Raw genomic sequence first — 21,825 nt, forward strand, 5'->3', positions numbered from 1 at the left:
ATGAGGCTGACCAATAAGCAAAGCCTGGCTTGGGGCGTACCGCACAAGGCCAGGCTTTTTCTGTATTCATTCTGATTCTGCCGATTTTTCTGTCGCGATTGGTGTTCCCGCGTGCCGAATCGTATTCTGCTGGCGCGGTTTAGCTCGACCGGAGCTGCGGAACCAATTCCAGATTTCTTCCACATCCTTTTGTTCCAAATGACTTAAGGACTGGTTGTATTGACTCGTGATCAGGTAGACCTTAAAGGAACGGAGGTTTCGCTTCCGCTGCCGCCGGGTCGACCTAACCTTCAAGGAGACAATTTGCGGACGACGGGCATACTGGGTGCTACGGGATATGATGCGGCTCCGCATCGTCAATTGCTTGTCCCGCAGTGTAAAGCCGGTGTCTTTATAGGATACAACGGTCCAGAAGATCGAGAGCGGGAACAGCAGCAATGACCATAATCCATGTTCTTTAAAATATGCGATGCAAGCTGCGCATAGGATCGCAGTGAGCGCCAAATCGATCTGAAGCACCATCCATAAGCCGCGCCGCGGAGATCTGCGCTCCACTGGATCGGCTTTGAACTGGGGAACGATTTGCTCAAGCAGCTCACCTACCTGCCGGACCGGAATCAGGGGATGAAGTATCAGATTTTTTTCGGATTCGGAAGTGAGCACATGCAGCTTGATCTCGGCATAGCCAAAAGGCTGGCGCAGCAACCCTTCCTTCACGGATACAGCCTGAACCCGTTTCGGCGAAAAGAACATTTGCTTGCGGTCAAACAGTCCGGAAGTAACGGCAATTTGCTTGCCGAGCCGTTCTACCTTGAACCCGGCATATTTAATCGTAAATAGGATTCCCGAGAGAATCCAGGCCAGTATAATCGCTAACGGGACGAGGGTGAACCAGCCTCCATACAGCCAGCTTCCCGCTTCCATAAATGCCCGGGCCGACAGCTTGCCGGGAAGGAAATCATTTGCAAGCGAATATGCCCCGAACAAAAAAGCGACCGCAAGCGTCAGGTTAAACGAAGTTAACGCCGCTATAAACAGCTTTCCCGGCGATAGTGCAAGCAGAGTAGTACGCTCCTCCGCAAAGGCAGACGAAGCAGGGCCTATCGGTTTTGGATTCTGCGGGGTATGATTCCATGCAGGTGCCGCGTTTTTGTCCGTATCGGCTTCTACAACCGGCAGCTTAAGATCAAGCGGCTCCTGTTCCAAGTCCTGTCCTGGTCCTAACTGCATGGATTCCGCTGTATTGACGCGATTAGCACTCATTTCCGTTGTCGCATGAACCGGGTTGTCAACAGCGTCGCCGGAGGCTGTACGTTCCCGCAGCCATTGCTGCAACCGGGCGGCTTCCGCAGAAGAGACAGCCGGCAGTTTCCCGCCGTCATGATCCGCTTTGCCCGGCATGTCAAACTTGATCAGCGTTAATCCGAAGAGTCTCTGCGCGAATGGCTGCTCTATGTTTAAGGAATGTATTCTTGCGGCATAGATCGTTTGTTCCCCGCGAAAGATGACGCCACGCCGGATCACGATTTTATCGTCTTCCAGTACATAGACAAATCGTTTCCACTGCAGCCAGCCATAAAAGAGCAAAAACAGAAAGATAGCGGCTATCGTCCCGATAAACCAGGGAACGGTTGCCGGCGACATGCTTTTGCCTCCTGTGACGACTCTGATCGTAAGCAAAACGCTGATCGGAAGAAAAGCCTTGAGTAAATGAACCAGCGGAAACAAAATAAACAGTTTATGAAGACGCACACCCTGCCGCTTATTCATCGTGCTCCACCACTTTCGCCAAATCTCCGATCTGGCGTTTCAAATCTTCCGCCTCATGCAGCGGAAGCGCTTTGATGATATGGGATGTAGCGGCCGTAACCACTTTCACCTGTGCCAGATTGTATTTTCGCAGCAAGGGCCCCCGTTCAAGTTCCACATGCTGCACGCGGGTCATCGGCACGATGATGTCGGTATACCAAATCCACCCGGAGCGTATTTCGAGTTCTTCTTCCGACACCCGAAATCCGAACATCCGATAGGAGATGCCTGGAGAAAAGCAGGTTAACCAGATCAAGAGCAGCACACTTAGGCCAATTGCGATCCAGCCAGGCATGAATATCCAATGTTTCCATTTGGCAATCAGCAGATACAAGATGGAAATGCCGATCAAGAACAAACCCGTCATAAATCCGGAATAACGGAATACTTTCACGGAGTCCGGATGGCAGCGCCGCATGGAATCCAATCGTTGATTCATCATAAAAACCCCTTTCAAGCGGCAATACTCTAGTTGTTCTTTTTCATCATATTACCATGACCGCCTAAATTCCTTGTGAAGCAATCCTTAACATAAGCTTAACAAAATGAGGAGTAAACCTCTCTGAAAAGGTGTCCGACAGCTTTTTTGCAGGAAACATCTTCTCCTTTATTGTCGATGTTCAGAATTTATTCAGGGCATTATGATTTAATGGTTTTATACTTGCTGGATGAAGAAAAAGCGATATTTGTGTCAGGCAGAAAAGCCTGGAAGCAAATTTCGAAGTATTGATTTGAGTGGTGATAAGCATGATTTTATCTGAAAGACAGCAGGAGGCTCTGAATAAAGCGCAAAAGCATGGGGGAAAGCTGATTCGTTGGAATCAAGGCGGTTATTGGACATATGAAGAAGCGGCGGCGAAACATAGCGATCCTTCCCTTGATGCCTCAACTTTGGAATGGTGCTGCACGACGAATACCATCTTTGCATTGGTACGCCGTGGATTTATGATGATGGATAATTGGGAAAGCTGCTCCTTGATCCATAGGGGCATCGTGCAAGAAGATTTATAGAATGTTAGAAAAACTTGATAATGACATATCCGAAAGGTACACCTGAGAATATTTTGCTGTTAAAATGAAAGAAGAGAATGCAGCGCGAGGCTCAGGGGGAGTGACAAGCCTTGAAGATAATGATTGTTGATGATGAAAATTTGGCTTTGTGGAAAATGGAAAAGCTTTTGCAGTCACAGGAAGGACTGGACGTCAATATCGATCTGATTGGAGCATTCCAGAATCCATATGCGGCATTGGAAGCGGCCCGGCAGGAAGTTCCGGACGTCGCTTTTTTGGATATCGAAATGCCGGAAATCAACGGATTCGAGCTGGCCGAGCAGCTTTGGGAGCTGCATCCCCAGATGCAAATCGTTTTTGTTACCGCATACCAGGATTTTGCCATCAAAGCCTTTGAGGTGAATGCACTCGATTATTTGCTGAAGCCCGTGCATCCTGCCAGATTGACCGTAACGCTAAACAGGGTGGTCCAATACTTGCGAGCCAATCCTGCAGGCATAAACGACGAGAGCCGTACCCGGAAGACGCTTTGCTGCCTGCAAAGCTTGCATTACCGGGATCATGAGGATGAACCGCAAAGCTTTTCATGGAAAACGTTGAAAGCGCCGGAGCTGTTTGCGTATCTGATCTATTACCGCGGCAAGACGGTGAGCAAGCAAACACTGATGGATTTGCTTTGGCCTGAACATGATATCAAAAAAGCGTCAACACAGCTACATACTGCAATCTATCAAATCAGAAAAATGATGAAAACCTGCGGGCTTGATGTCCAAATCAGTTATCATGACGAAAGCTACCGCCTGGTCCTGGGCGACATGGCGCTGGATGTCGAAGAGTGGGAGAGCTGCCTGCGCGAAGCTCCGGCTGTGACACCGGAAACGCTGTCCCGGCATCTGGCGATTATGTATATGTATACAGGCGATTTTTTGGAAGAACACCGTTATGCATGGGCAGAGCCGGAGCAGGAGCGAATCCGTTTATTGTGACTGGAACATGCCAAACCGGTTGCTCTATGTCATATTCAGCTTGGCCAGCATTCGGAAGCTATCAAAATATACCAGCAAATGATGATGAGAATGCCTTATCTGGAGGACGGTTATGCCGGCTCCATGAAAATGTATGCGGAGCTGCATCATCTGTCGGAGGTCAGGAAGGTATATCAGCAGCTGACAGATGCGTTTTTTGAGGAATACGGCATAACGCCAAGCAAGGAAATTGCCGCGTGGTATCGGAATTGGGAACTTGGGGTCATAAGCAGCTCGTAAGTCATGGAAGGAGGCTTGAAGCTGGCGGTGAAATTGAAAATCGTATCCGTTATTTTGATCGCGGCAGGTCTTTTGATGCTGTTTTATCCCAAACTAACGGAAATGGCCGAAAATGCGGAACAGGAAAAGTTGGCCGAGCAGTGGCAGGCAAGCCTGCAAAATATCGAAATTCGGAATGAAGAACCTGAGGTACAGGGGCGACAAGAGGCTTTCCCAAGCATTCAAACGCGTCCGGTTTCGGCAAACGCAACGAGCAGCAGCGAGCAGGTGGAAGGAATGCTGGAAATCGGCAAAATCAATCTGAAGCTCCCGATCCTTCATGGCGCGACCAAAAGCAATATGAGAACAACGCTGGCCAGCATTGAAAATACCGGGCGGCCCGGCGAAATTGGAAATTATGCGGTTGCGGGACACCGGAACCGGACCTATGGCAGAAATTTTAATAGGCTGGACGAACTAGCTGTCGGCGATCTGATTGATGTCGATACGGGAACCGAAAAATTCGAGTATACAGTCACGGAAAAACAGATCGTCAAACCGGAGGATGTATGGGTGCTGAAGGGCAACGGCAAGGATAAGGAAATTACGCTGGTGACCTGCCATCCCATGGTGAATCCGACGCATCGGCTGATTATAAAAGGAAAAATCGTGGATAAAAAATAAGAACCGTTCACTTTAACGTGAGGGTTCTTATTTTTTTTGCCAAAAAAGAAAATATAAATGCTTACTTTCAGAAAATATTCAGAGGGGTATTTTATAGTAGATTTGGCATGCGGCTTTTGACACGGACAGACAAAGCGGCATGATGAAAAAAGTCGAAGGAGAGGTGAAATTTCCGAATGCGCAAGAAATGTGGACGGCTGTCATCGATGATGTTGGCGTTTGTATTGCTGCTTAACCTGTTGTTTCCGCACAGCATGGTCAGCGCAGATGCTGATACAGGTCTGAATACGGGAAACACGGTTACGACAGCGGCCGTCGATGAAAACGCAGCAGGGAATGATAACGCGGAAGTCAAGGATAATCCTGACGTTAGCGAACATACAGACGTTGACAATAATACAGATGCTAGCGATAACACTGACGTGATCGATAACAAAGACAAAGACGTTGGTGATAACAAGGAAGCCAATGACAACGCAGGGGAAGTAAAAGATGGCGCAGATCAGAAAGATGCGGATCAGAAAGACCCAAGTCAGAAAGATCAAGAGCCAGCAAAAGAGGTTACAGGGCAAGGGCAAGTGATTGAGAAAAATATCATTACCAGCGTTAAGATGACAGACAAGGATGGTAAGGATATTAAAGAAGTGCGCGTTGACCAGAACGAAAAGGTTCAGGTTGACCTGGAATGGCAGCTCCCGGCAAATCATGGATACAAGGCTGGAGACAGCTTTACGTTCCAACTGCCGGAGAATTTCAAGCCTGGGCAAAAATTGGATGGAAACTTGAATGACGAAGAGCCAGAAGTAGGGACATACGAGGTCACTTCTGACGGGCAGGTAACCTTCACTTTCGATAAAGGGATTGAAGGTAATGAAATGCAGGGTCATTTCTTTGTTTGGCGATACTTTGACGAGAAAAAGCTCTCGGGTAGTACCAAAGAAGAAATTATCTTTAAGATCCACGAAGAAACCTTTACGGTTCCTGTTCACTTTAATAACAGCTCAGGCAAAGAAATCGACAAGACCGGAGTAACTGACAAAGTTATGAATCCGGGTAAGATTAACTGGACGGTTGATTTTAACAAAGGTGAGCAAAAAGTTACCGATATGCTGCTTGAGGATACGCTGCCTGAGGGCGTAACTTTGGTCGAAGACTCCGTGCAAGTATATGCTCTTGAAGTGAAAGTGGACGGAAATGTTGAAGAAAAGGGACTGCTTGATTCAAGCAAATATGCTTTTAGTAAAACGGATGGCCGGTTCCAGCTGAATATCAGCGGTTCATCCGACAGCGCATATCGCTTGAAGTATGCTACTTTGATTGACAAGCCAGGGGATAAGACTTATACCAATAAGGTCAAGGTAACCGACAAGGATCGGCCGGAATGGCTGGAAAAGACAACGGACGTGAAAGTGTTTTTCAGTAAGCCGCTCGACAAGAAGGCTATAGATTATAATTCTTCGCTTCAGACAATTCAATGGGAAGTTCGATACAACTACAACGAACAAACCATAAAGCAAGGTAATGCCTGGATCGATGACAAATTCGATACGAACAACCAGAAACTGGTCGATGGTTCGTTCGAAGTTTATGAAATGACGATCGATGATGCCGGCAACGGTTCCCCAAAAACGGGAACAGCGCTCATCGAAGATAAGGATTATATCGTAACCAAAGAATCTTTTGGATTCCGTTTCCAATTTACCAAGGATGTAGATGCGGCTTATAAAATCATATACAAAACAAAAGCGAAAGACCGCGTATATGATGACAAGCTTAATGTAGAGAATACGGTAAGCATTTGGGACGGCACTGAGGTTACAAAAGGCCAGAATATCAATCAGGTCATCTTTTGGAAGAGTTATGGGAACATCGATTATGCCCAAAAAACGATCGATTGGAAAATTAGTTTAAATGACGATCTCAAGACCATGACGGGCGTCGTCATTACCGACAGCTATGCCGGACAGCATATGGAACTGATTCCGGAAAGCTTGAAAGTCAGCGGTTTAAAAGTAGGGGACGACTATAAACTCGAACCGTATCCGGAAAATTCCGATTATAAATCCGGGTTCAAAATAACCTTCCTAGAAACGGTTTCCGCGAGCCACATGATTACGTACACAACGACCTTCGATCCGAGAGCGGAGAAAGAGAAAGGTTCTTACACCAACACGGCTGTGCTGAATTGGAATGAAAGTGGTGGGAGGCCAATTGAAAAGACAGTATCCAGGCCAGTAGACGACTACACCAAAAACAATGGCTACAAAAAGGGTTCTTATAACGCCATAAATAAGGAAATCACCTGGACACTGGACGTCAACTACAACTTGCATGAGATCGAGAAGGCTGTAGTACGGGATTTCTACACGGGTGAGCAGAGCTTTGTGAAAGGATCGTTGGTTGTCAAGCAACTTAAGATTACCAACGATGGAGCAGTCGTGGAGCCTACAGGTGAGCCACTCACTGAAGGTAAGGACTACACCTTTGAGACCATGAAAGATGGCGACAAAGACGGGTTCGAATTGAAGTTTAATAACAAGATCAATTCCGCTTACCGGATTACGTACAACACCAGCCTGGAAAATCATCCGGTTGCGAAAGAGTATAAAAACGATGCGGTGCTGTACGATGAAAGCAAGCCGAATAGCAAGCTGTTCGAAAAATCAGCAACGGTTGAACCAAAGTACGGTGACGAATATATCGTAAAAAGCGGCGTACAAGGCACAGGGGAATTTGAGGATCGCGCGTATTGGACGCTGCATATCAACCGCAGCCAATCTTTTGTCAAAGATGCGGTGGTGAAGGATAACTTAATCGGGAATCAAATCCTTATTCCTTCCTCATTTGAGCTGTACGAAACGAATGTAGCCGCAAATGGCAATTTGTCGAAGAGTACGCCTGTGAGCAAAGATAACTATACGCTTGAAGTAAACGGCAACTCATTTGAATTGAAATTCAAAAATCCGATTGACAAGTCATATGTGCTTGAATATCAGTCGTTTATCAATGAGGAAGACGGCAAAGAGATTAGAAATAATGCCGAGTTTGCCGGTCACTCCTCTGTGACGGTTGAAAAGAATGAAAATAAGATCATTAAAGTGAGCTTTGCGGGTGCCGGAGGCGGAGCGCAAGCAGGCAGAGGCGATTTGACCCTGATTAAGGTAGACGCCGCAACGGACAAGCCTCTCCCAGGAGCACATTTCGGATTGTACGACAAGACGGGCAGTATGCTCCTTGAGAAGCTGGTCACGGATTCCGAAGGCAAGGCAGTATTTAAGAATTATACTTATAAACAGTATGTTCTGAAAGAATTGTCCGCTCCAGAGGGCTATCTTATTGACCAAGACTACTTGAATGGCCAGAAGATCACTTTTAGCGCAAAAAACAATACAATCAAGGTCACCAATACAAAAGGCGTTTGGGATCTTGAGCTCACGAAAGTTGACAAGGATGACGCTGCCAAGGTTTTACCTGATGCAGTATTTAAACTGCAAAAGAAAAACGGCGAAGCCTTTGAAGACGTAAAAGAATACGCTGAGCTGGAGACCAACGAGCACGGCAAAATTCTGCTGGCGCATCTCGCTCCGGGAAGTTATCAGCTTGTCGAAGTCAAAGCGCCTAAGGGATATAAACTCGATTCTGCTCCAATCGCCTTTACAATCGATGCAAATCAGTCCGCACCAAAACAAGTAACCGCGAAAAACGAAATTTATGTAGGTTCCGTCGAGTTGACGAAGGTCGACGCCTTTAACAAAGCGGCACTGGCAGGTGCTAAATTCGACCTTAAGGACGCTGAAGGCAATACGCTGCATTCCGGATTAACGACAGATGCAGATGGAATATTGTCTGTGAAGAATCTGAAAGCGGGAAGCTACATGTTCATTGAAACAGCTGCTCCAGCAGGTTATGAACTTAAAAACGAACCGCTAAAATTCGAGATTGTGGACGATCAGCTGCTGAAGCTGACGTTTGATAATGGCATGATTCCAGGATCGCTAAGGCTGACCAAAATCGAAACCGGCCGTCCGGACATCCCGCTCAAAAACGCCCAGTTCCGGATTCTCGATGAGAACAAAAAGCCGGTTCTGGATGCCAACGGTAAAGAATTAGCCGGACTCTTGACGAATGAGAAAGGCGAGCTTGCCATCTCGAACTTAAGACCAGGCAAATATTATGCCCAAGAAACAGCGGCGCCTTACGGCTATTGGATCTCGCGCGCATTAACCGAGTTTGAGATCGTTCTGGGCAAGGAAACAGCAGTAACCATTGAAAATGCCAGAATCACGGGCGGCGGAAGCGTTGATCCGAATCCGCCGGGACCATCCAATCCTGATCCGAACCCGCCTGGAACCACGAACCCTCCAGGAACGACGACTCCGCCTACACCAGGCGGAACGACAACGCCTGGCGTACCTGGAACGATCGTTGAGCCGGGAACAACGGTCCCAGGCACTCCTGGAACCGTAACGGAGCCTGGGAGACCAAGCGAACCGGATACGGATGCGGATAAACCAGCCGAGCTGGATGATAACAGTGAACCGCCTGCCGGCAACAACGAAGAGGGGCAGCCAGGCAAAGATAAGCCTGCTCCAGCCGGCGATGGCGACGACGGCAAGCCAACACCAGGTCCAAGCGGCGAAAGCTTGCCGAAAACCGGTGAAGACAGCCAGCTTTCACTCCAACTTGCAGGTCTCAGCTTGGTAATGGTCGGAGCGGCATTGGCAATCTACAGAAAAAAACGCGTTAAACCATAAGTATCATACAAAGGCAGCTTACCGATTTCGGTAGGCTGCTTTTTTGTGAAATCACGATTTTCACACAGAAATTGAACCATGTCTTAATAAATTTGAAGATCGAAATGACATAACCCAGGACTTTGAACTCTCTTAAAAGAAATTTTCGATGCTTGACCGTTCGTGGAAACAAGCATACGATGATGAAAAACCTGGCAGTTCAGCTTTATGAGCGACTTCATCCGTCCAATCTTCACCGTCCGGACTGTTCAGGCTGACAGCATGAATAACAATAAATGAAACCCATTAATCATGAGGAGTCGATGCTGGAATGAGGATTCGTTTTTTGGGCACGGCGGCTTTCGAAGGGATTCCTTCCTTATTTTGTCGCTGTGGGTTATGCTTGAAAGCAAAAGAGCTTGGAGGTAAAGAGATCCGTTCCCGAACTTCGATGCTGCTGGATGATGATTTGAAAATCGACTTTCCGCCCGATACATTTTTACATATGGTTCGGGACGGTTTGGATTTGGAGCGGATCAAGGATCTGATCTTTACGCATTCGCATTCGGATCATCTATACGCGGAGGATTTGGTTGCGAGGCTCCCGGGGTATGCGCAATCCGACGCTCATCCGATTCAAGTGTATGGAAATGATGCCGTTCTGCTGAGGATTAAGCAGACGCTTGATTTTAACGGCGGGCTGCAGGAGAAATTTGTGTTGAACCGGTTAAAGCCATTTGAGCGAAAGGAACTGCAGACGGCGGTGGTTGTGCCGCTTCCGGCCAGCCATGACCCCATTGAGGCTTGTTATGTGTATTACATTGAAAAGGACGGCAAGTCCATTTTGTACGGACATGACAGCGGCTGGTTCCCTGAAGAAACCTGGGACTGGCTTCGGGGCAAACAGTTGGATCTGGCCGTGCTCGAATGTACGGTAGGGAAGATCAACTATCGGCAAAGCCATATGAACGTAGATGCCGTTCTGGAAACAAAGCAGTTTTTTGCGGAAAATGGCGTACTGAAGCCGGAAGCCAATATCGTTGTGACCCATTTCTCTCATAACGGGCAGTTATCCCATTCCGATCTGACGGAAATTTTCACGCCGCACGGGATCCAAGTGGCATACGATGGCATGGTCCTTGAACTTCCGTGAAAAGATAGAAATCGCTGATGCGTGAAGCACCAGCGATTTTTCTTGATCAATAAAAAGAATAAACTTAAACTTCAATGTCCTCATCCTGAAATAGTGAGAGAAGTTTTTACTAAAAGCAATCTGTCAGCAGCATGATTACCATTCTGTTTTTTTGAAAATGACGTTCAAGGGGATGCTCCTTTGGGTGGTTTGACGGATGTACTGGGAACTTTATCGGCGCGTTTAGCCTCTGCGCATCCGACAATCAGGATGCTGAAGGTCAGAACGGCTGCAACAACAGTATGCGTTTGCCTGGTTTTCATAATTTCACCACCTCTTATATTCCGATCGATCATATCGTTAATAATTAACCGTTTGGATACTTCACTTTACAATGAAAGGCCAATCATTTCCATATAGGCGTATACCTATATAACGCGTTATTTACCAATAAGTTCTATTTTTCAAGAAACGTTCACATTCTCTGCCAGCAGAAAGGGGCATGACGGATTGAGGGCTCGTTTCCTTAATGTATTAAACGTATGAATGAAGTCTTGGTTACAAAATAATTGATTTGGAGAAAGAGAATGCCTCGCGTAGATGGGCGGAAGACGATCGGCAAATAAAACATAAAAAAGACCATCCATTTCGGACGGTCTATATGGTTTAAGGTACGCAATATCCCAGCCTGTATTCAGTTTGGCATCTTCAAAAAAACGGGGACGCCTTGATTATTTAATGGATGCATAAGCTAATGTATAATCTCTTCAAAATTTGCATCTGTTACATTTTTTAATGCCTGTACACTTAGTTCAATCTGAACCCCAATTTTTCCGCCGCTGACGATAATTCGTTCAAGACTAGACGCACTATAGTCAATAAATGTAGGATATTTCTTTTTCATGCCTATTGGCGAACATCCGCCGCGGATATATCCCGTCCACTTTTGAATGTCCTTTACGGGCAGCATGTCCACTTTCTTCTCTCCGGCCGCTTTAGCAGCCTTTTTCAAATTTAATTCGGTCTCGACAGGAATGACAAACACATAAATATTCTCTTTCTCCCCATGCACAACCAATGTTTTATAAACCATGCCCGGATCTTTACCAATCTTCCTGGCTACAGAAACGCCATCAATTTTGTTATCGTTGGTTTCATACGTTATGGCTTCATACGAAACATGATTTTGATCAAGGATTCGCATGGCATTTGTTTTGGCCTTTGACATTTTTCCTTCTCCTTTTCAAAAATACCGTAAAGTAGTACGTCATTCTAGACTAAAAGATGATGGATATAAGGTCAAATGATGTAGCCGCTCATTTTATGGGCAGTTCCATCTTATTTAAGCGGAAGGAAGACTGATTTTTGTGGTCCGAGCCCGTGATATTATTATGTTTTGGTGTACAGTTAATCTATTGCAGGGGTACGCGCCCATACGTTATAATAGCGTTAAACATGGAAATTGGATGAATTAACCAACATAACGGAATACCGCACAATGAACAGGTAAAACACCTCGCTATGCAGAAAACAACGTACAGACATTCTTTCATCGGGGTATGGCGCAGTCTGGTAGCGCGCACCCTTGGGGTGGGTGAGGCCGTGGGTTCGAATCCCGCTACTCCGATAAAACTTTATGTATCAAGCTGTTTGTCTATTTATTCTTTTTTAAAAAGGTAGCAGAAGATAGATAACCACTCCATTTAAGGAGTGGCTTTCTCTTTAAATACAGAAATTATGGCAAGTGTTTGGTGCAGGCTACTCGTGGTTTTAGCCATGAGAGGTCAAATATTGTGTTTGAGGTGTCAGAAATGGATTTTAACGAATATATGGCATTTGTCAGAAAATGCAAGGAAGAACCTGTAAAAGAACTCAACGAATCAGACTTCGACGATATAGAGAAAACGGTGGGTGCAGAATTGCCCGTCGATTTTAAATCCTTTTATCTAAAAAGCAATGGAGAAGTTGAAAGCGAATATTATAGTTTCTCTCCCATTAAATATGGATTTTCAATAGAGAAACATATATATGTTTATGCTGAGCAAGGCATTTCTTTTGGGAAAAAGCTACCTTTTGCAACAGATATCCATGGACACACATATTTATTGTCTTTAGAAAATGATAGTTATGGACAAGTGCTTTTCCTACAACATGAATATGAAGATGAACAAGATTATGATTTTGTCGCAAACAGCTTTACAGATTTTCTTAATGAATTTGTATCCAAAGAGAAAACATTTTTAATATGAACTAAAGTCTTATATAAAAAGCGTTTACCGAAAGCCGCTGCTTCCGGCGAACGCTTTTTATGTTTGGCTTAGCATTGATTAAATTTTGTTGATAGGGCGAAAGAATCGATCGCTGCGGCCGCGTCGCAAAAACTGATTGGCGGATACGATGACGGCACATTCCGTCCGGACGAACATTACGCGCGCAGAGATGACCGCCATGATTGTCCGAGCGCTGCACCTGCCACTGGATGAATCAGCAACCCCTGCTTTTACGGATAAACAGGACATTCCCGTTTGGGCGAAAGGTCCGGCGGCCGCAGCCGTAGAACAAGGCATCATCAAGGGGCTGAACGGTCAGTTTGCTCTCGCCCGTCTCGCGACGAGAGCCGAGGCTGCGGCGATGCTGATCCGGATGCGGCAGTCGGAAGGATTATAATCGGTTTAGAAATCAAAGATCAGGGAATTCCGCGTGCGGATGGCATCCCTGGTCTTTTTTTGTTGTGCGATGACCGAATAGGACCCCCGATCCGATGCTTGATTTTACAATTCCCCATTCCCGGCTTGTCTCTTAAGATCGCGAAGATCCGGTAAAGACAGGCTTTTTTTTACGTGAGCCATTCCGTAGAGAACCCGGGAGCGATTTGACAAAGACGTCCTTTTTTTACAGATACTTTACAGTGATTTGACCCTTGCAACTTGGCACCAAGTTAGACTGAAGCTACGAATTGCGGATCGGGCTAAAACGTTTGTCTGCGCAGCGATTCCGATTCGTTGAATCCATGGACAAGGTGGTGCTCAAGATCAAAACGGAACTGCATTGCCATACGAACATTTCGGACGGCTCTTATTCTTTTGAGCAATTGGCCGAAGCGGCCCTGAAAGAGGACATCCGGGTGCTGGCGGTAACGAACCATGACACGACCCAAGGCCTCGCCCTAATGGCGGAACAGGGCGGCAGCCTCGGGCTCGAAATTATTCCGGCCATCGAAATTTCCGCTTGCGACCGGGAAAGAAAGACCAAGGTTCATATTTTGGGTTACTTTATCGAGCCCGGTCACCCTGCTCTTGAACGGTTATGCGCGCCTATGATCGCCAAACGCCACGAAACCTCGCGGCTGATGGTTGAACGTTTGGCCGAAGCGGGGTACCGCATTACTTGGGATCAGGTCCAGCGGTATGCGCTGGGCGGAACCGGAGTGTATAAGCAGCACATCATGCATGCCTTGATTGATGAAGGCTACGCCGTTTCCATTTACGGGGAGTTGTACAAGAAATTGTTTGCCAAGGGCCAAAACGGGGAGGCGGGGATCGCCCATATCCCGCTGGAATACTTGCACGCCAGGGATGCCATCGATGCGATCCTTCAAGCGGGAGGGGTTCCGGTTCTGGCTCATCCGGGCCAATACGGCAATTTTGACTATATCCGCGATCTGGTAGGCATGGGGCTTCAAGGGATTGAGGTTTGGCACCCGCTTCATGATCAAGAAGACGAAGAGCGGGCAAAGGAGTATGCGAGGCGGTACGACCTCGTCATGACCGGAGGCTCCGATTTTCACGGCTTTTACGGGGAAAAGGAAGTCCTGCTGGGCAGCAAGGACCCGGGCCTCGCCTGTGTCGACGAGCTCAGAAAACGGAAAATCCACGCGTAGAGGAGAGTGCCTCAAATGGAACAGCATCAGGTGCACCGTCCTACAGAATCTAAACGGCTCACGGTCGAACCGGATATTCATCCGAGCGCGCATGTTCTTCACAGCACGTTCGGATCCTGGACCTCCATCGGTCCGGGCAACCAGATCATTGAATCCCATATCGGGGATTACACCTACACAATGGATGACGTTACCGTCAACTATGCCGAAATCGGCAAATACACCTCTATAGCTTCGCATGTCTGCATCAATCCGGTGGACCATCCGATGGAGCGGGTAACGCAGCATCATATGACCTATCGGCGCAGGGATTACGGTTTTGCCGCCACCGACGATGAGGTTATTTTTAACCGGCGCAGGGGCAACCGCGTAACCATCGGCCATGACGTCTGGATTGGCCATGGCGCGATCATCATGAAGGGGGTCCATATCGGCATTGGAGCCGTGGTAGGGTCCGGCGCCATCGTGACCAAGGACGTCGAGCCGTATGCCATTGTCGTCGGCGTGCCGGCAAGACCGGTTCGAAAAAGGTTTCCCGATGAGGATCGCCCGGCTCATGGAGATAGCCTGGTGGGATTGGCCCCGGGAAGTCATGGAGGAACGGTTCGAAGAGCTGAATGATACGGAGGCTTTTATTCGGAAGTACGGAGTTGATATCCGGAGCTAAAAGTGAAGGGAACGAGCGAAATGCGCGAGGAAATGGAGATCATGGATAAGCTGATATTCGATATGGAGGCAGGAGTTTATGAGCCCGATGACAAGCTGCCCTCCGAGAACGATTTGGCCCGACTGTTCAAGGTCCCACGAATGACCGCCCGCAAAGCCTACGAAAAGCTCCAGGACCTTGGTTACGTATATTCGAAGCAGGGGAAAGGCAGCTTTGTCCGGGATCAGCACCAGCGCATCCCGCTCCTTTTTTCCGGCAATGAAAGCTTTAGCTCCAAAATGCTTCAAATGGGGTACGATTACCAGTCCCGCAATCTGTTTTGCGATCCCATCGAATATAATCATAAAATTTATGAAACGCTCGGCGCGGACCCCGGAGAGAGAGTCTTCAAAATCGGCAGGCTGCGCCTCATCGGTAACCGGCCGATCGCGATTCATATCTCTTACGTGCCGGAATCCATGTTTGCGGACATCGGGCAGACCGGAAGGGATATTACCTCGATGTTCGAGTATTACCGAAGGAAGGGGTACATCGATTTCGGATCGATGAAGACGCTCCTCAGCGTCAAGTATCCCGGCAAAGCGGAGAGGGAACTGCTCGCCTGCACCGGCCTCATTCCGCTGCTCGTGGTGGAAACGGGTTGCCTGGATAACCGGACGGGAAGGGCGCTTGAATATACGCGGATACTGTATAGGAGTGACTATTTTACGTATGAGCTCTAAAACGGGAGGTTTGAAAGGATGAAGCGAAGACGAAGAACCGAGATCCTGATTGAAGGATCCCGGGAGATAGCCTCGGCCATGGCGCAGGAAATTTCAGACCGGTACGAGGTGAGGCTAATCGAGGAACCGAATCAAGGGCTTGTCATGGCCAAGGTTAGGGAAACTGCTGAGCAAAGCCTGTTTTACATTGGCGAAGTGCTGGTAAGCGAGTGCAAGGTACAGGTGGAAGGATGCATGGGGCTCGGTATCGTCAAGGGACTTCATAATGATCTGGCTTATCAGCTGGCCGTTATCGACGCCGCTTATCAAGCCGGGCTGCGGGAGACCTTGGCCTGGGAGCCGCTTCTCGGCTCCGAAGAGGCGAAGCTCAGGGCACGGCGGGAGAAGGCGTTCGGCCAAATCGCCAAAACGAAGGTGGATTTCGAGACGATGGATACGGTTAAAGGAGGAGAGCGATGAGCTTTCATGCGATTCACGATATTCAGCGCGCTTACCGCAAGGTAGTGGATTCCATGGCCCGACCTGGCCGGGTGTCGGATTTATCCGAGGAAGCTTCCAGGGCGGATGCCGGTTTCGGGAGTTATCCCTCCACTTGGGTACTGGCCGTCATGATGCTCGATACGGAAGTTACCTTCAAAATATACTCCCGCCGCGAAAACGAGCTTTCCCGGCTTTTTAACCAGCTGACCTTCGCAAGCCGGGCCGAGACGGAGAAGGCGGACTATATCTTTGTTCTGCACGATGCGGAAGAAGGCGCCGCGGAGGCGGCTTTGCGCAAAGCCAAAACAGGAAGCCTCGCCGATCCGCATGATTCGGCTTCCATCATTATCGAATCCGGCGACTTGTCGGACGGGTCCGAATGGAGGCTCACCGGCCCGGGAATCCGTGAGGAAAGTTTGGTCCGGCTGCCGCTGGAAGGCGGCTTGCTTCTGGCAAGGGCGGAGAGAAATGCGGAGTATCCGATGGGCCTGGATATGATCGTCGTTGACCGGAAGCATCGGCTGATATGCCTGCCCCGGACGACGCAAATTTCCCGGCGGGAGGTGCAGCTAGCATGGGATATGTAGCGGTAAAAGGCGGAACGCTCGCGATTGAAGAATCGCTGAAGCGGATTAAATATGAACGGCTTAAAGGGGGCACCGTTCTCGATGTTCGCCGGATCGAAGGGGGCATGCGGGCTTTGGTCGATCAGGTGATGTCGGAGAGCAGTCTATACAGCGAGACGCTGGCGGCGCTGGCGCTCAAACAAGCGGAAGGGAGTCCGGAGGAGGCGGTGTTTTTATTGAGAGCTTACCGGTCGACCCTGCCCAGGAAGCATTATTCCAGAGTGGCAAAGACAAGCGAAATGAGGGTTGAACGGCGGATTTCCGCCAGCTTCAAGGATATTCCGGGAGGGCAAATTCTCGGGGCCACCGTGGATTACAGCCATCGCCTGCTTGATTTTGACCTGATGGATGAGACGGACGAAGAAGCGGCGGAGTGGGTGCGCGGGTTCCAGGAAGAATTAAAGGATCAGCCGCCTGCAGCAGGGGAAGCCGAACTCATGAAAGTCGTGGATTATTTGATCCGGCAAGGGCTCATGGTACGCCGTGAGGATGACGATACCGAACCGGATGATGTCACGCGCAGAAGCGTAACGTTCCCGGCCAGCCGGAGTCAGAAACTGCAGATCCTGACGCGGGGACAGACTGGAGCGGTAACGTCCTTGGCCTATGCCGTTATCCGCGGGTACGGAGTTTCCCATCCGACCGTAGGCGAGCTGCGGGTTGGGCATATGCCGGTATCCATCGACGACCCGCTGGGGATGGAAGGAGACGAGGACGACAGCTATTACATCGGCGAAATCAAGGTCACCGAGGCAGAAATGCTTATGTCGGCTTCCGCGTCGAAGGAACAGGGCCGAAAAGAGCTCGCTTTTGAAATCGGCTACGGCTTGTGTTACGGCCAGAATGAGACCAAGGCGATTGCGATGGGCATTCTGGACCACAGCCTGGAACAGGGAGACGGCAGCCTCCCGACCCAGAATCATGAATTCGTGCTGTTTCATATCGATTCCGTGGAATCCACCGGATTCATGTCGCATCTGAAACTCCCGCATTACGTCACTTTCCAGTCCAAGATGAACGACGTGCGGAAAACGAAGGGAACAGTGAAGCCGGAAGAAACTGCGGCCGAGAAGACCGGGGAGGTGCAGGAAGCATGCACATAAACTACAATTTCGCGTTTTTCGATGAGGGCTCCAAGCGGGAAATCCGCAGAGCGACCCTGAAGGCGATCGCCATTCCGGGATATCAGGTTCCGTTTGCCTCCAGGGAAATGCCGATCGGGCGGGGCTGGGGAACGGGAGGTCTTCAGCTGACGCTCTCTTTGGTTGGCCGCGAAGACGTCGTGAAGGTGATCGATCAGGGGTCCGACGAATCGGTGAATGCCGTCAGCATCAAGAAGCTGGTTCAGTATACGACGGGGATCGAAACGACGGACGAAACCGCGGAAGCGACCTTGATTCAGTCCAGACACCGCGTTCCCGAGGCCCCGCTTCGGGAAGGTCAAATCCTTGTGCTGCAGGTGCCTACTCCTGAGCCGCTCAGGATGTATGAACCGAGCGAGGCGGAGACCAAAAAGCTGCATGCGGAAAAAGAATACAGCGGCGCTTGGCTTATGCTGTTCGAGCAAATCATGAACTACGGCAGCATGACGACCGGCGCAGACCACCCGGTGCTGGTTCACGACCGGTATGTTATGGCGCCAAGCCCGATTCCTAAATTCGATAATCCCAAGTTGGATGCGTCCGAAGCGCTTATTCTTCTCGGAGCCGGACGGGAAAAGAAAATTTATGCGGTGCCCCCGTATACCCAAATCGTATCGCTCGATTTTGAAGACCACCCGTTTGAACCGGAATCCTTCCAGGGCCGATCATGCAGGCTGTGCGGAGCTACCGGCGTGTTTTTGGACGAATTGTACGATGACATTGGCGGCATCGCTTATTTCCAATGCAACGACACAAGCTACTGTTTGGACCGGATGAACCGGCAAACCCGGGATGAGGGGGTAGGGAGCCGATGACGCAAACGGAACAACCGATCATTTCCATTCGACATTTAAACAAGCAGTTTGGGGAAGGCTGCGCGCACTGCGCAAGCCCCGGCAGCCGCCGGCTTCACCGGAATTTTTGCACGGTATGCGGAACGGTGTATTCCTGCCAGGACGTCTCCTTTGATCTGTATCCGGGCGAGATTATCGGCGTGGTCGGAGAAAGCGGCAGCGGAAAGTCGACGATGATGCGGTGCCTGTATTTCGACCAAGAGGCCACCAGCGGCGAAGCTTATCTAAAGGAATACAAAGGTGGAAGCCAAAACCTGTTTACGGAATCTCCGCAGCAGAAGCGGTACATCCGCAACCACCTCATGGGAAAGGTGTATCAGAACCCGATGCTGGGCTTGCGAATGGGGTTCTCCTCTATCGGCAACATCGCGGAAAAGATGATCGCGGCGGGCATCCGCCACGTGGGAGAGATGGAAGCCCGCGGCAAGGAACTGCTGGGCAAGGTCCACATCCCGCTCCACCGGATCAAGGAAGCCCCGAAGCATTTTTCCGGCGGCATGCAGCAGCGGGTGCAGATTGCCAAGGCATTATCCAATAATCCGCCTGTGCTGCTGCTCGATGAAGTCACGACCGGACTTGACCTGTCCGTTCAGGCAAGCGTGCTGGATTTGATCAAGTACCTGCAGCGGGAGCTTGGCATCAGCATCATTCTCGTGTCGCATGATCTCGGGGTGATCCGCATGCTCGCCGACCGGACGCTAGTGATGCTTGACGGCAGGGTGGTTGAGGAAGGTTTGACCGACCAGATCCTAGAGGATCCGCAGGAAGCGTATACGCAGCAGCTCGTGCATTCTTTGCTGTAGTTTATTTTGAAGGAGGAAGGGCCGTGTATCTCATTACGAACGGGCTCATCGTTACCGAAGAAACGATCCTGGATGGATACGACATTTTGATTCAAGGCGATAAGATCGCGCGGATTTCCCCGCGCGGCGAAATCAAGGCGGATGGACGGACCGAGGTGATCGATGCGGGAGGAGGATACCTTGCGCCCGGGTTTATCGATATTCACTCCGATTACATTGAGCATATGGCCGCCCCGAGGCCGACATCTTTAATGGATTTCCGGCTTAGTCTCAGGGAGACGGAGAAGGAGCTGATCACCCACGGCATTACGACGATGTTTCATTCCTTATCCATCTACAAGTCGACGGAGTACAAATACCGCCCGATCCGCGAACCGGAAAATGTCCGCAGGCTGCTGGAGCTGATCGAGTCTTCGCATACGAGCAAGCATCTGGTGCGCCACCGCTTCCACGCCAGGTTTGAGATCGACAATGTGGTTGAGGTTGACAATCTCAAAAGCTATATCGCGGCTAACAAAGTGCATCTGGTCTCGTTTATGGACCATACGCCGGGTCAGGGACAATATCGTGATCTGGAGGTATACCGGGCAACGTTAAGAGGTTACGACGATGTGACCGATGAGGGCATAGACGAGCTGATTCGGAAGCATATGAGCAAGGAGAAATTGACCGCCCAGGGCATCCGGGAAATCGCCGGGATGGCGCTGGAAGCCGGAATTGCCGTCGCCTCGCATGACGACGATTCCCTTGAGAAGCTGGATCTGGTTAAGGGTTTCGGGGCAACCATCAGCGAGTTTCCGATCACCCTTGAGATCGCCCGGCGGGCAAAAGAACAGGGGATGTACACCGTGGCCGGCGCGCCTAACGTCATCCTTGGCGGTTCGCATAGCGGAAATCTGTCTGCCGCCGAGGCGATTCGGGAGAAATGCATCGATATCTTATGCAGCGATTATTATCCGGCTTCGCTCCTGCACGCCGTATTTTACCTTGCAGAACGCTGCGGACAGGACTTGGCGGACATGTTCCGGCTGGTGACGCTTCATCCAGCGCGGGCCGTCAAGATGGATCACGAAATCGGCTCGATCCGGGTAGGGAAAAAGGCCGACCTGATCCTGATCGCAATGATCGAGGAGGATTTTCCGGTGATCACGGCGGTGTTCGTCGATGGAAAGCTGATTCAGAGAACCAACTACAGGGATCATGAAAGGGGGAACGACGTTGAAGAGCCTGCTGACGATCGAACATTTGTCGAAGACGTTCACTTTGCATAATTTGAATCAGCAGATCGACGCCGCTCAGGATGTAAGCCTGCATTTGGACGAGGGCGAATTTATCGGCATTACGGGTAAAAGCGGCAGCGGAAAGTCCACGGTTCTCCGCTGCATCTACCGGACCTATCTTCCGCAGGGGGGAACCATCCTGTACCAATCCGCAAAATACGGGGAAGTCGATCTAGCCCTGGCCCCGGATCGTACGATCATCGATTTGCGCAAGCATGAGATCGGCTACGTTTCCCAATTTTTGAACGTCATGCCGCGGACGACGGCGAGGGAACTGGTGAATCAGGCCCTGCTTGAAATGGGCAAGAACCCGCTGACCGCCTCACAGGAGACTGAGGGCATGCTGGATCATTTTGAGCTGGACCCCGCCCTCAGGGACAGTTATCCCGCAACATTCTCCGGCGGGGAAAAACTGCGCCTCAACATCGCGAGAGCGATGGTTAAACGCCCGAGGCTCCTGCTCCTGGATGAGCCGACCGCCAGCCTGGACCAATCTTCCAAGTTGAAGGTGAAGGCGCTGATCGAGCAGCTGATGCGGGAAGGAACCACTATGCTTGGCATCTTTCATGACCTGGAATTTATGGAGGGCCTGTGCAGCCGCAGATACCATATGCAGGACGGGCGCTTTCATGAAACCGCAGGCTAAAAGGAGCTGTTCAAAAAGTTCGTTAACCGACCTTTTTGAACATGTATTAAAAGGGAAAAAGAGGTTTATATGAAAATATAATACAGGCTTATTCCTCGGTTAACAATCCACT

Annotated in this window: 21 protein-coding genes, 1 tRNA gene and 1 pseudogene; 19 read left to right on the forward strand and 4 right to left on the reverse strand. The window is 49.6% G+C overall.

Translation table 11 applies throughout. The features are described 5' to 3' along the window. Positions 1 to 66: 66 nt before the first annotated feature. Positions 67 to 1,770, reverse strand: a complete 1,704-nt coding sequence (locus L6442_RS05880; protein WP_212981287.1) for a PH domain-containing protein — start codon at positions 1,768 to 1,770, stop codon at positions 67 to 69. After that, positions 1,763 to 2,251, reverse strand: coding sequence for a PH domain-containing protein (locus tag L6442_RS05885; RefSeq protein WP_237100240.1), 489 nt, complete (start codon positions 2,249 to 2,251; stop codon positions 1,763 to 1,765). Before L6442_RS05885 ends, L6442_RS05880 begins: the two co-directional genes overlap by 8 nt. 305 nt (positions 2,252 to 2,556) lie before the next feature. Here L6442_RS05885 and L6442_RS05890 point away from each other — a divergent pair, with 305 nt between their 5' ends. The 6 genes from L6442_RS05890 to L6442_RS05915 all read left to right on the forward strand — a co-directional run bounded on the left by L6442_RS05890 (position 2,557) and on the right by L6442_RS05915 (position 10,634). Further along, the gene (locus tag L6442_RS05890) at positions 2,557 to 2,820 is read left to right on the forward strand and encodes a hypothetical protein (RefSeq protein ID WP_194233835.1); all 264 of its coding nucleotides are present in this window, start codon (positions 2,557 to 2,559) and stop codon (positions 2,818 to 2,820) included. Positions 2,821 to 2,939: 119 nt separating this feature from the next. Then, the gene (locus L6442_RS05895) at positions 2,940 to 3,806 is read left to right on the forward strand and encodes a response regulator (protein ID WP_237100362.1); all 867 of its coding nucleotides are present in this window, start codon (positions 2,940 to 2,942) and stop codon (positions 3,804 to 3,806) included. 33 nt (positions 3,807 to 3,839) lie between these two features. Then, a complete protein-coding gene (locus tag L6442_RS05900; RefSeq protein ID WP_272880348.1) occupies positions 3,840 to 4,085 on the forward strand; it encodes a bacterial transcriptional activator domain-containing protein in 246 nt (81 codons plus the stop codon). A gap of 27 nt (positions 4,086 to 4,112) precedes the next feature. After that, entirely contained in the window at positions 4,113 to 4,748 is a 636-nt protein-coding gene (locus L6442_RS05905) for a class D sortase (protein WP_212981305.1), read from the forward strand. 176 nt (positions 4,749 to 4,924) lie between these two features. Beyond that, positions 4,925 to 9,502, forward strand: a complete 4,578-nt coding sequence (locus L6442_RS05910) for an LPXTG cell wall anchor domain-containing protein (protein WP_212981288.1) — start codon at positions 4,925 to 4,927, stop codon at positions 9,500 to 9,502. A gap of 310 nt (positions 9,503 to 9,812) precedes the next feature. Next, positions 9,813 to 10,634, forward strand: a complete 822-nt coding sequence (locus L6442_RS05915) for an MBL fold metallo-hydrolase (protein ID WP_212981289.1) — start codon at positions 9,813 to 9,815, stop codon at positions 10,632 to 10,634. Between the two features lie 164 nt (positions 10,635 to 10,798). Here the strand turns inward: L6442_RS05915 and L6442_RS05920 are convergent, their stop codons facing one another. Together L6442_RS05920 and ybaK are read right to left on the reverse strand one after the other, a co-directional pair. Next, positions 10,799 to 10,936 carry a hypothetical protein gene (locus L6442_RS05920; protein ID WP_194233832.1) on the reverse strand — a complete coding sequence of 46 codons (138 nt, stop codon included), beginning with the start codon at positions 10,934 to 10,936 and terminating at the stop codon, positions 10,799 to 10,801. A gap of 428 nt (positions 10,937 to 11,364) precedes the next feature. Further along, positions 11,365 to 11,841, reverse strand: a complete 477-nt coding sequence (ybaK, locus tag L6442_RS05925) for a Cys-tRNA(Pro) deacylase (protein ID WP_212981290.1) — start codon at positions 11,839 to 11,841, stop codon at positions 11,365 to 11,367. Positions 11,842 to 12,166: 325 nt separating this feature from the next. Between ybaK and L6442_RS05930 the strand changes: the two genes are divergently transcribed. The 13 genes and pseudogenes from L6442_RS05930 (at position 12,167) to L6442_RS05990 (ending at position 21,713) form a co-directional block, all read left to right on the forward strand. Beyond that, positions 12,167 to 12,240 (forward strand) — tRNA-Pro (locus L6442_RS05930). Positions 12,241 to 12,424: 184 nt separating this feature from the next. Beyond that, on the forward strand, positions 12,425 to 12,862 hold the full coding sequence (locus L6442_RS05935) for an SMI1/KNR4 family protein (protein ID WP_212981291.1): 438 nt from the start codon (positions 12,425 to 12,427) through the stop codon (positions 12,860 to 12,862). Between the two features lie 148 nt (positions 12,863 to 13,010). After that, entirely contained in the window at positions 13,011 to 13,280 is a 270-nt protein-coding gene (locus L6442_RS05940; RefSeq protein WP_212981292.1) for an S-layer homology domain-containing protein, read from the forward strand. A gap of 364 nt (positions 13,281 to 13,644) precedes the next feature. Continuing rightward, positions 13,645 to 14,493: a PHP domain-containing protein gene (locus L6442_RS05945; RefSeq protein ID WP_212981306.1), complete on the forward strand. Its 849-nt coding sequence runs from the start codon at positions 13,645 to 13,647 to the stop codon at positions 14,491 to 14,493. A 15-nt stretch (positions 14,494 to 14,508) separates the two neighbouring features. Next, positions 14,509 to 15,160, forward strand: a pseudogene (locus L6442_RS05950) (DapH/DapD/GlmU-related protein). A gap of 2 nt (positions 15,161 to 15,162) precedes the next feature. Beyond that, a complete protein-coding gene (locus L6442_RS05955; RefSeq protein WP_237100242.1) occupies positions 15,163 to 15,882 on the forward strand; it encodes a GntR family transcriptional regulator in 720 nt (239 codons plus the stop codon). Between the two features lie 18 nt (positions 15,883 to 15,900). Next, positions 15,901 to 16,341 carry a phosphonate C-P lyase system protein PhnG gene (phnG, locus tag L6442_RS05960; protein ID WP_212981294.1) on the forward strand — a complete coding sequence of 147 codons (441 nt, stop codon included), beginning with the start codon at positions 15,901 to 15,903 and terminating at the stop codon, positions 16,339 to 16,341. After that, positions 16,338 to 16,949, forward strand: coding sequence for a phosphonate C-P lyase system protein PhnH (gene phnH, locus L6442_RS05965; protein WP_212981295.1), 612 nt, complete (start codon positions 16,338 to 16,340; stop codon positions 16,947 to 16,949). Before phnG ends, phnH begins: the two co-directional genes overlap by 4 nt. Further along, positions 16,937 to 18,091 carry a carbon-phosphorus lyase complex subunit PhnI gene (locus tag L6442_RS05970; RefSeq protein WP_212981296.1) on the forward strand — a complete coding sequence of 385 codons (1,155 nt, stop codon included), beginning with the start codon at positions 16,937 to 16,939 and terminating at the stop codon, positions 18,089 to 18,091. The genes phnH and L6442_RS05970 overlap by 13 nt, the downstream gene beginning before the upstream one ends. After that, entirely contained in the window at positions 18,082 to 18,945 is an 864-nt protein-coding gene (locus L6442_RS05975) for an alpha-D-ribose 1-methylphosphonate 5-phosphate C-P-lyase PhnJ (RefSeq protein WP_212981297.1), read from the forward strand. Before L6442_RS05970 ends, L6442_RS05975 begins: the two co-directional genes overlap by 10 nt. Beyond that, positions 18,942 to 19,787, forward strand: coding sequence for an ATP-binding cassette domain-containing protein (locus tag L6442_RS05980; protein WP_212981298.1), 846 nt, complete (start codon positions 18,942 to 18,944; stop codon positions 19,785 to 19,787). The genes L6442_RS05975 and L6442_RS05980 overlap by 4 nt, the downstream gene beginning before the upstream one ends. A gap of 23 nt (positions 19,788 to 19,810) precedes the next feature. Next, complete coding sequence (phnM, locus tag L6442_RS05985) at positions 19,811 to 21,058, forward strand: phosphonate metabolism protein PhnM (protein WP_212981299.1); 1,248 nt, start codon at positions 19,811 to 19,813, stop codon at positions 21,056 to 21,058. After that, a complete protein-coding gene (locus tag L6442_RS05990; RefSeq protein ID WP_212981300.1) occupies positions 21,006 to 21,713 on the forward strand; it encodes a phosphonate C-P lyase system protein PhnL in 708 nt (235 codons plus the stop codon). Before phnM ends, L6442_RS05990 begins: the two co-directional genes overlap by 53 nt. Positions 21,714 to 21,825: the final 112 nt, after the last annotated feature.

The sequence above is a fragment of the Paenibacillus azoreducens genome (assembly GCF_021654775.1).
GTDB classification, from domain to species: domain Bacteria; phylum Bacillota; class Bacilli; order Paenibacillales; family Paenibacillaceae; genus Paenibacillus_AQ; species Paenibacillus_AQ azoreducens.

Bases quoted from the DNA above. Each gene is read 5' to 3' on its own strand.
- L6442_RS05880 (WP_212981287.1), bottom strand. From the start codon at position 1,770: ATGAATAAGCGGCAGGGTGTGCGTCTTCATAAACTGTTTATTTTGTTT.
- L6442_RS05885 (WP_237100240.1), bottom strand. From the start codon at position 2,251: ATGATGAATCAACGATTGGATTCCATGCGGCGCTGCCATCCGGACTCC.
- L6442_RS05890 (WP_194233835.1), top strand. From the start codon at position 2,557: ATGATTTTATCTGAAAGACAGCAGGAGGCTCTGAATAAAGCGCAAAAG.
- L6442_RS05895 (WP_237100362.1), top strand. From the start codon at position 2,940: ATGATTGTTGATGATGAAAATTTGGCTTTGTGGAAAATGGAAAAGCTT.
- L6442_RS05910 (WP_212981288.1), top strand. From the start codon at position 4,925: ATGCGCAAGAAATGTGGACGGCTGTCATCGATGATGTTGGCGTTTGTA.
- L6442_RS05915 (WP_212981289.1), top strand. From the start codon at position 9,813: ATGAGGATTCGTTTTTTGGGCACGGCGGCTTTCGAAGGGATTCCTTCC.
- L6442_RS05920 (WP_194233832.1), bottom strand. From the start codon at position 10,936: ATGAAAACCAGGCAAACGCATACTGTTGTTGCAGCCGTTCTGACCTTC.
- ybaK (WP_212981290.1), bottom strand. From the start codon at position 11,841: ATGTCAAAGGCCAAAACAAATGCCATGCGAATCCTTGATCAAAATCAT.
- L6442_RS05935 (WP_212981291.1), top strand. From the start codon at position 12,425: ATGGATTTTAACGAATATATGGCATTTGTCAGAAAATGCAAGGAAGAA.
- L6442_RS05940 (WP_212981292.1), top strand. From the start codon at position 13,011: ATGACGGCACATTCCGTCCGGACGAACATTACGCGCGCAGAGATGACC.
- phnG (WP_212981294.1), top strand. From the start codon at position 15,901: ATGAAGCGAAGACGAAGAACCGAGATCCTGATTGAAGGATCCCGGGAG.
- phnH (WP_212981295.1), top strand. From the start codon at position 16,338: ATGAGCTTTCATGCGATTCACGATATTCAGCGCGCTTACCGCAAGGTA.
- L6442_RS05970 (WP_212981296.1), top strand. From the start codon at position 16,937: ATGGGATATGTAGCGGTAAAAGGCGGAACGCTCGCGATTGAAGAATCG.
- L6442_RS05975 (WP_212981297.1), top strand. From the start codon at position 18,082: ATGCACATAAACTACAATTTCGCGTTTTTCGATGAGGGCTCCAAGCGG.
- L6442_RS05980 (WP_212981298.1), top strand. From the start codon at position 18,942: ATGACGCAAACGGAACAACCGATCATTTCCATTCGACATTTAAACAAG.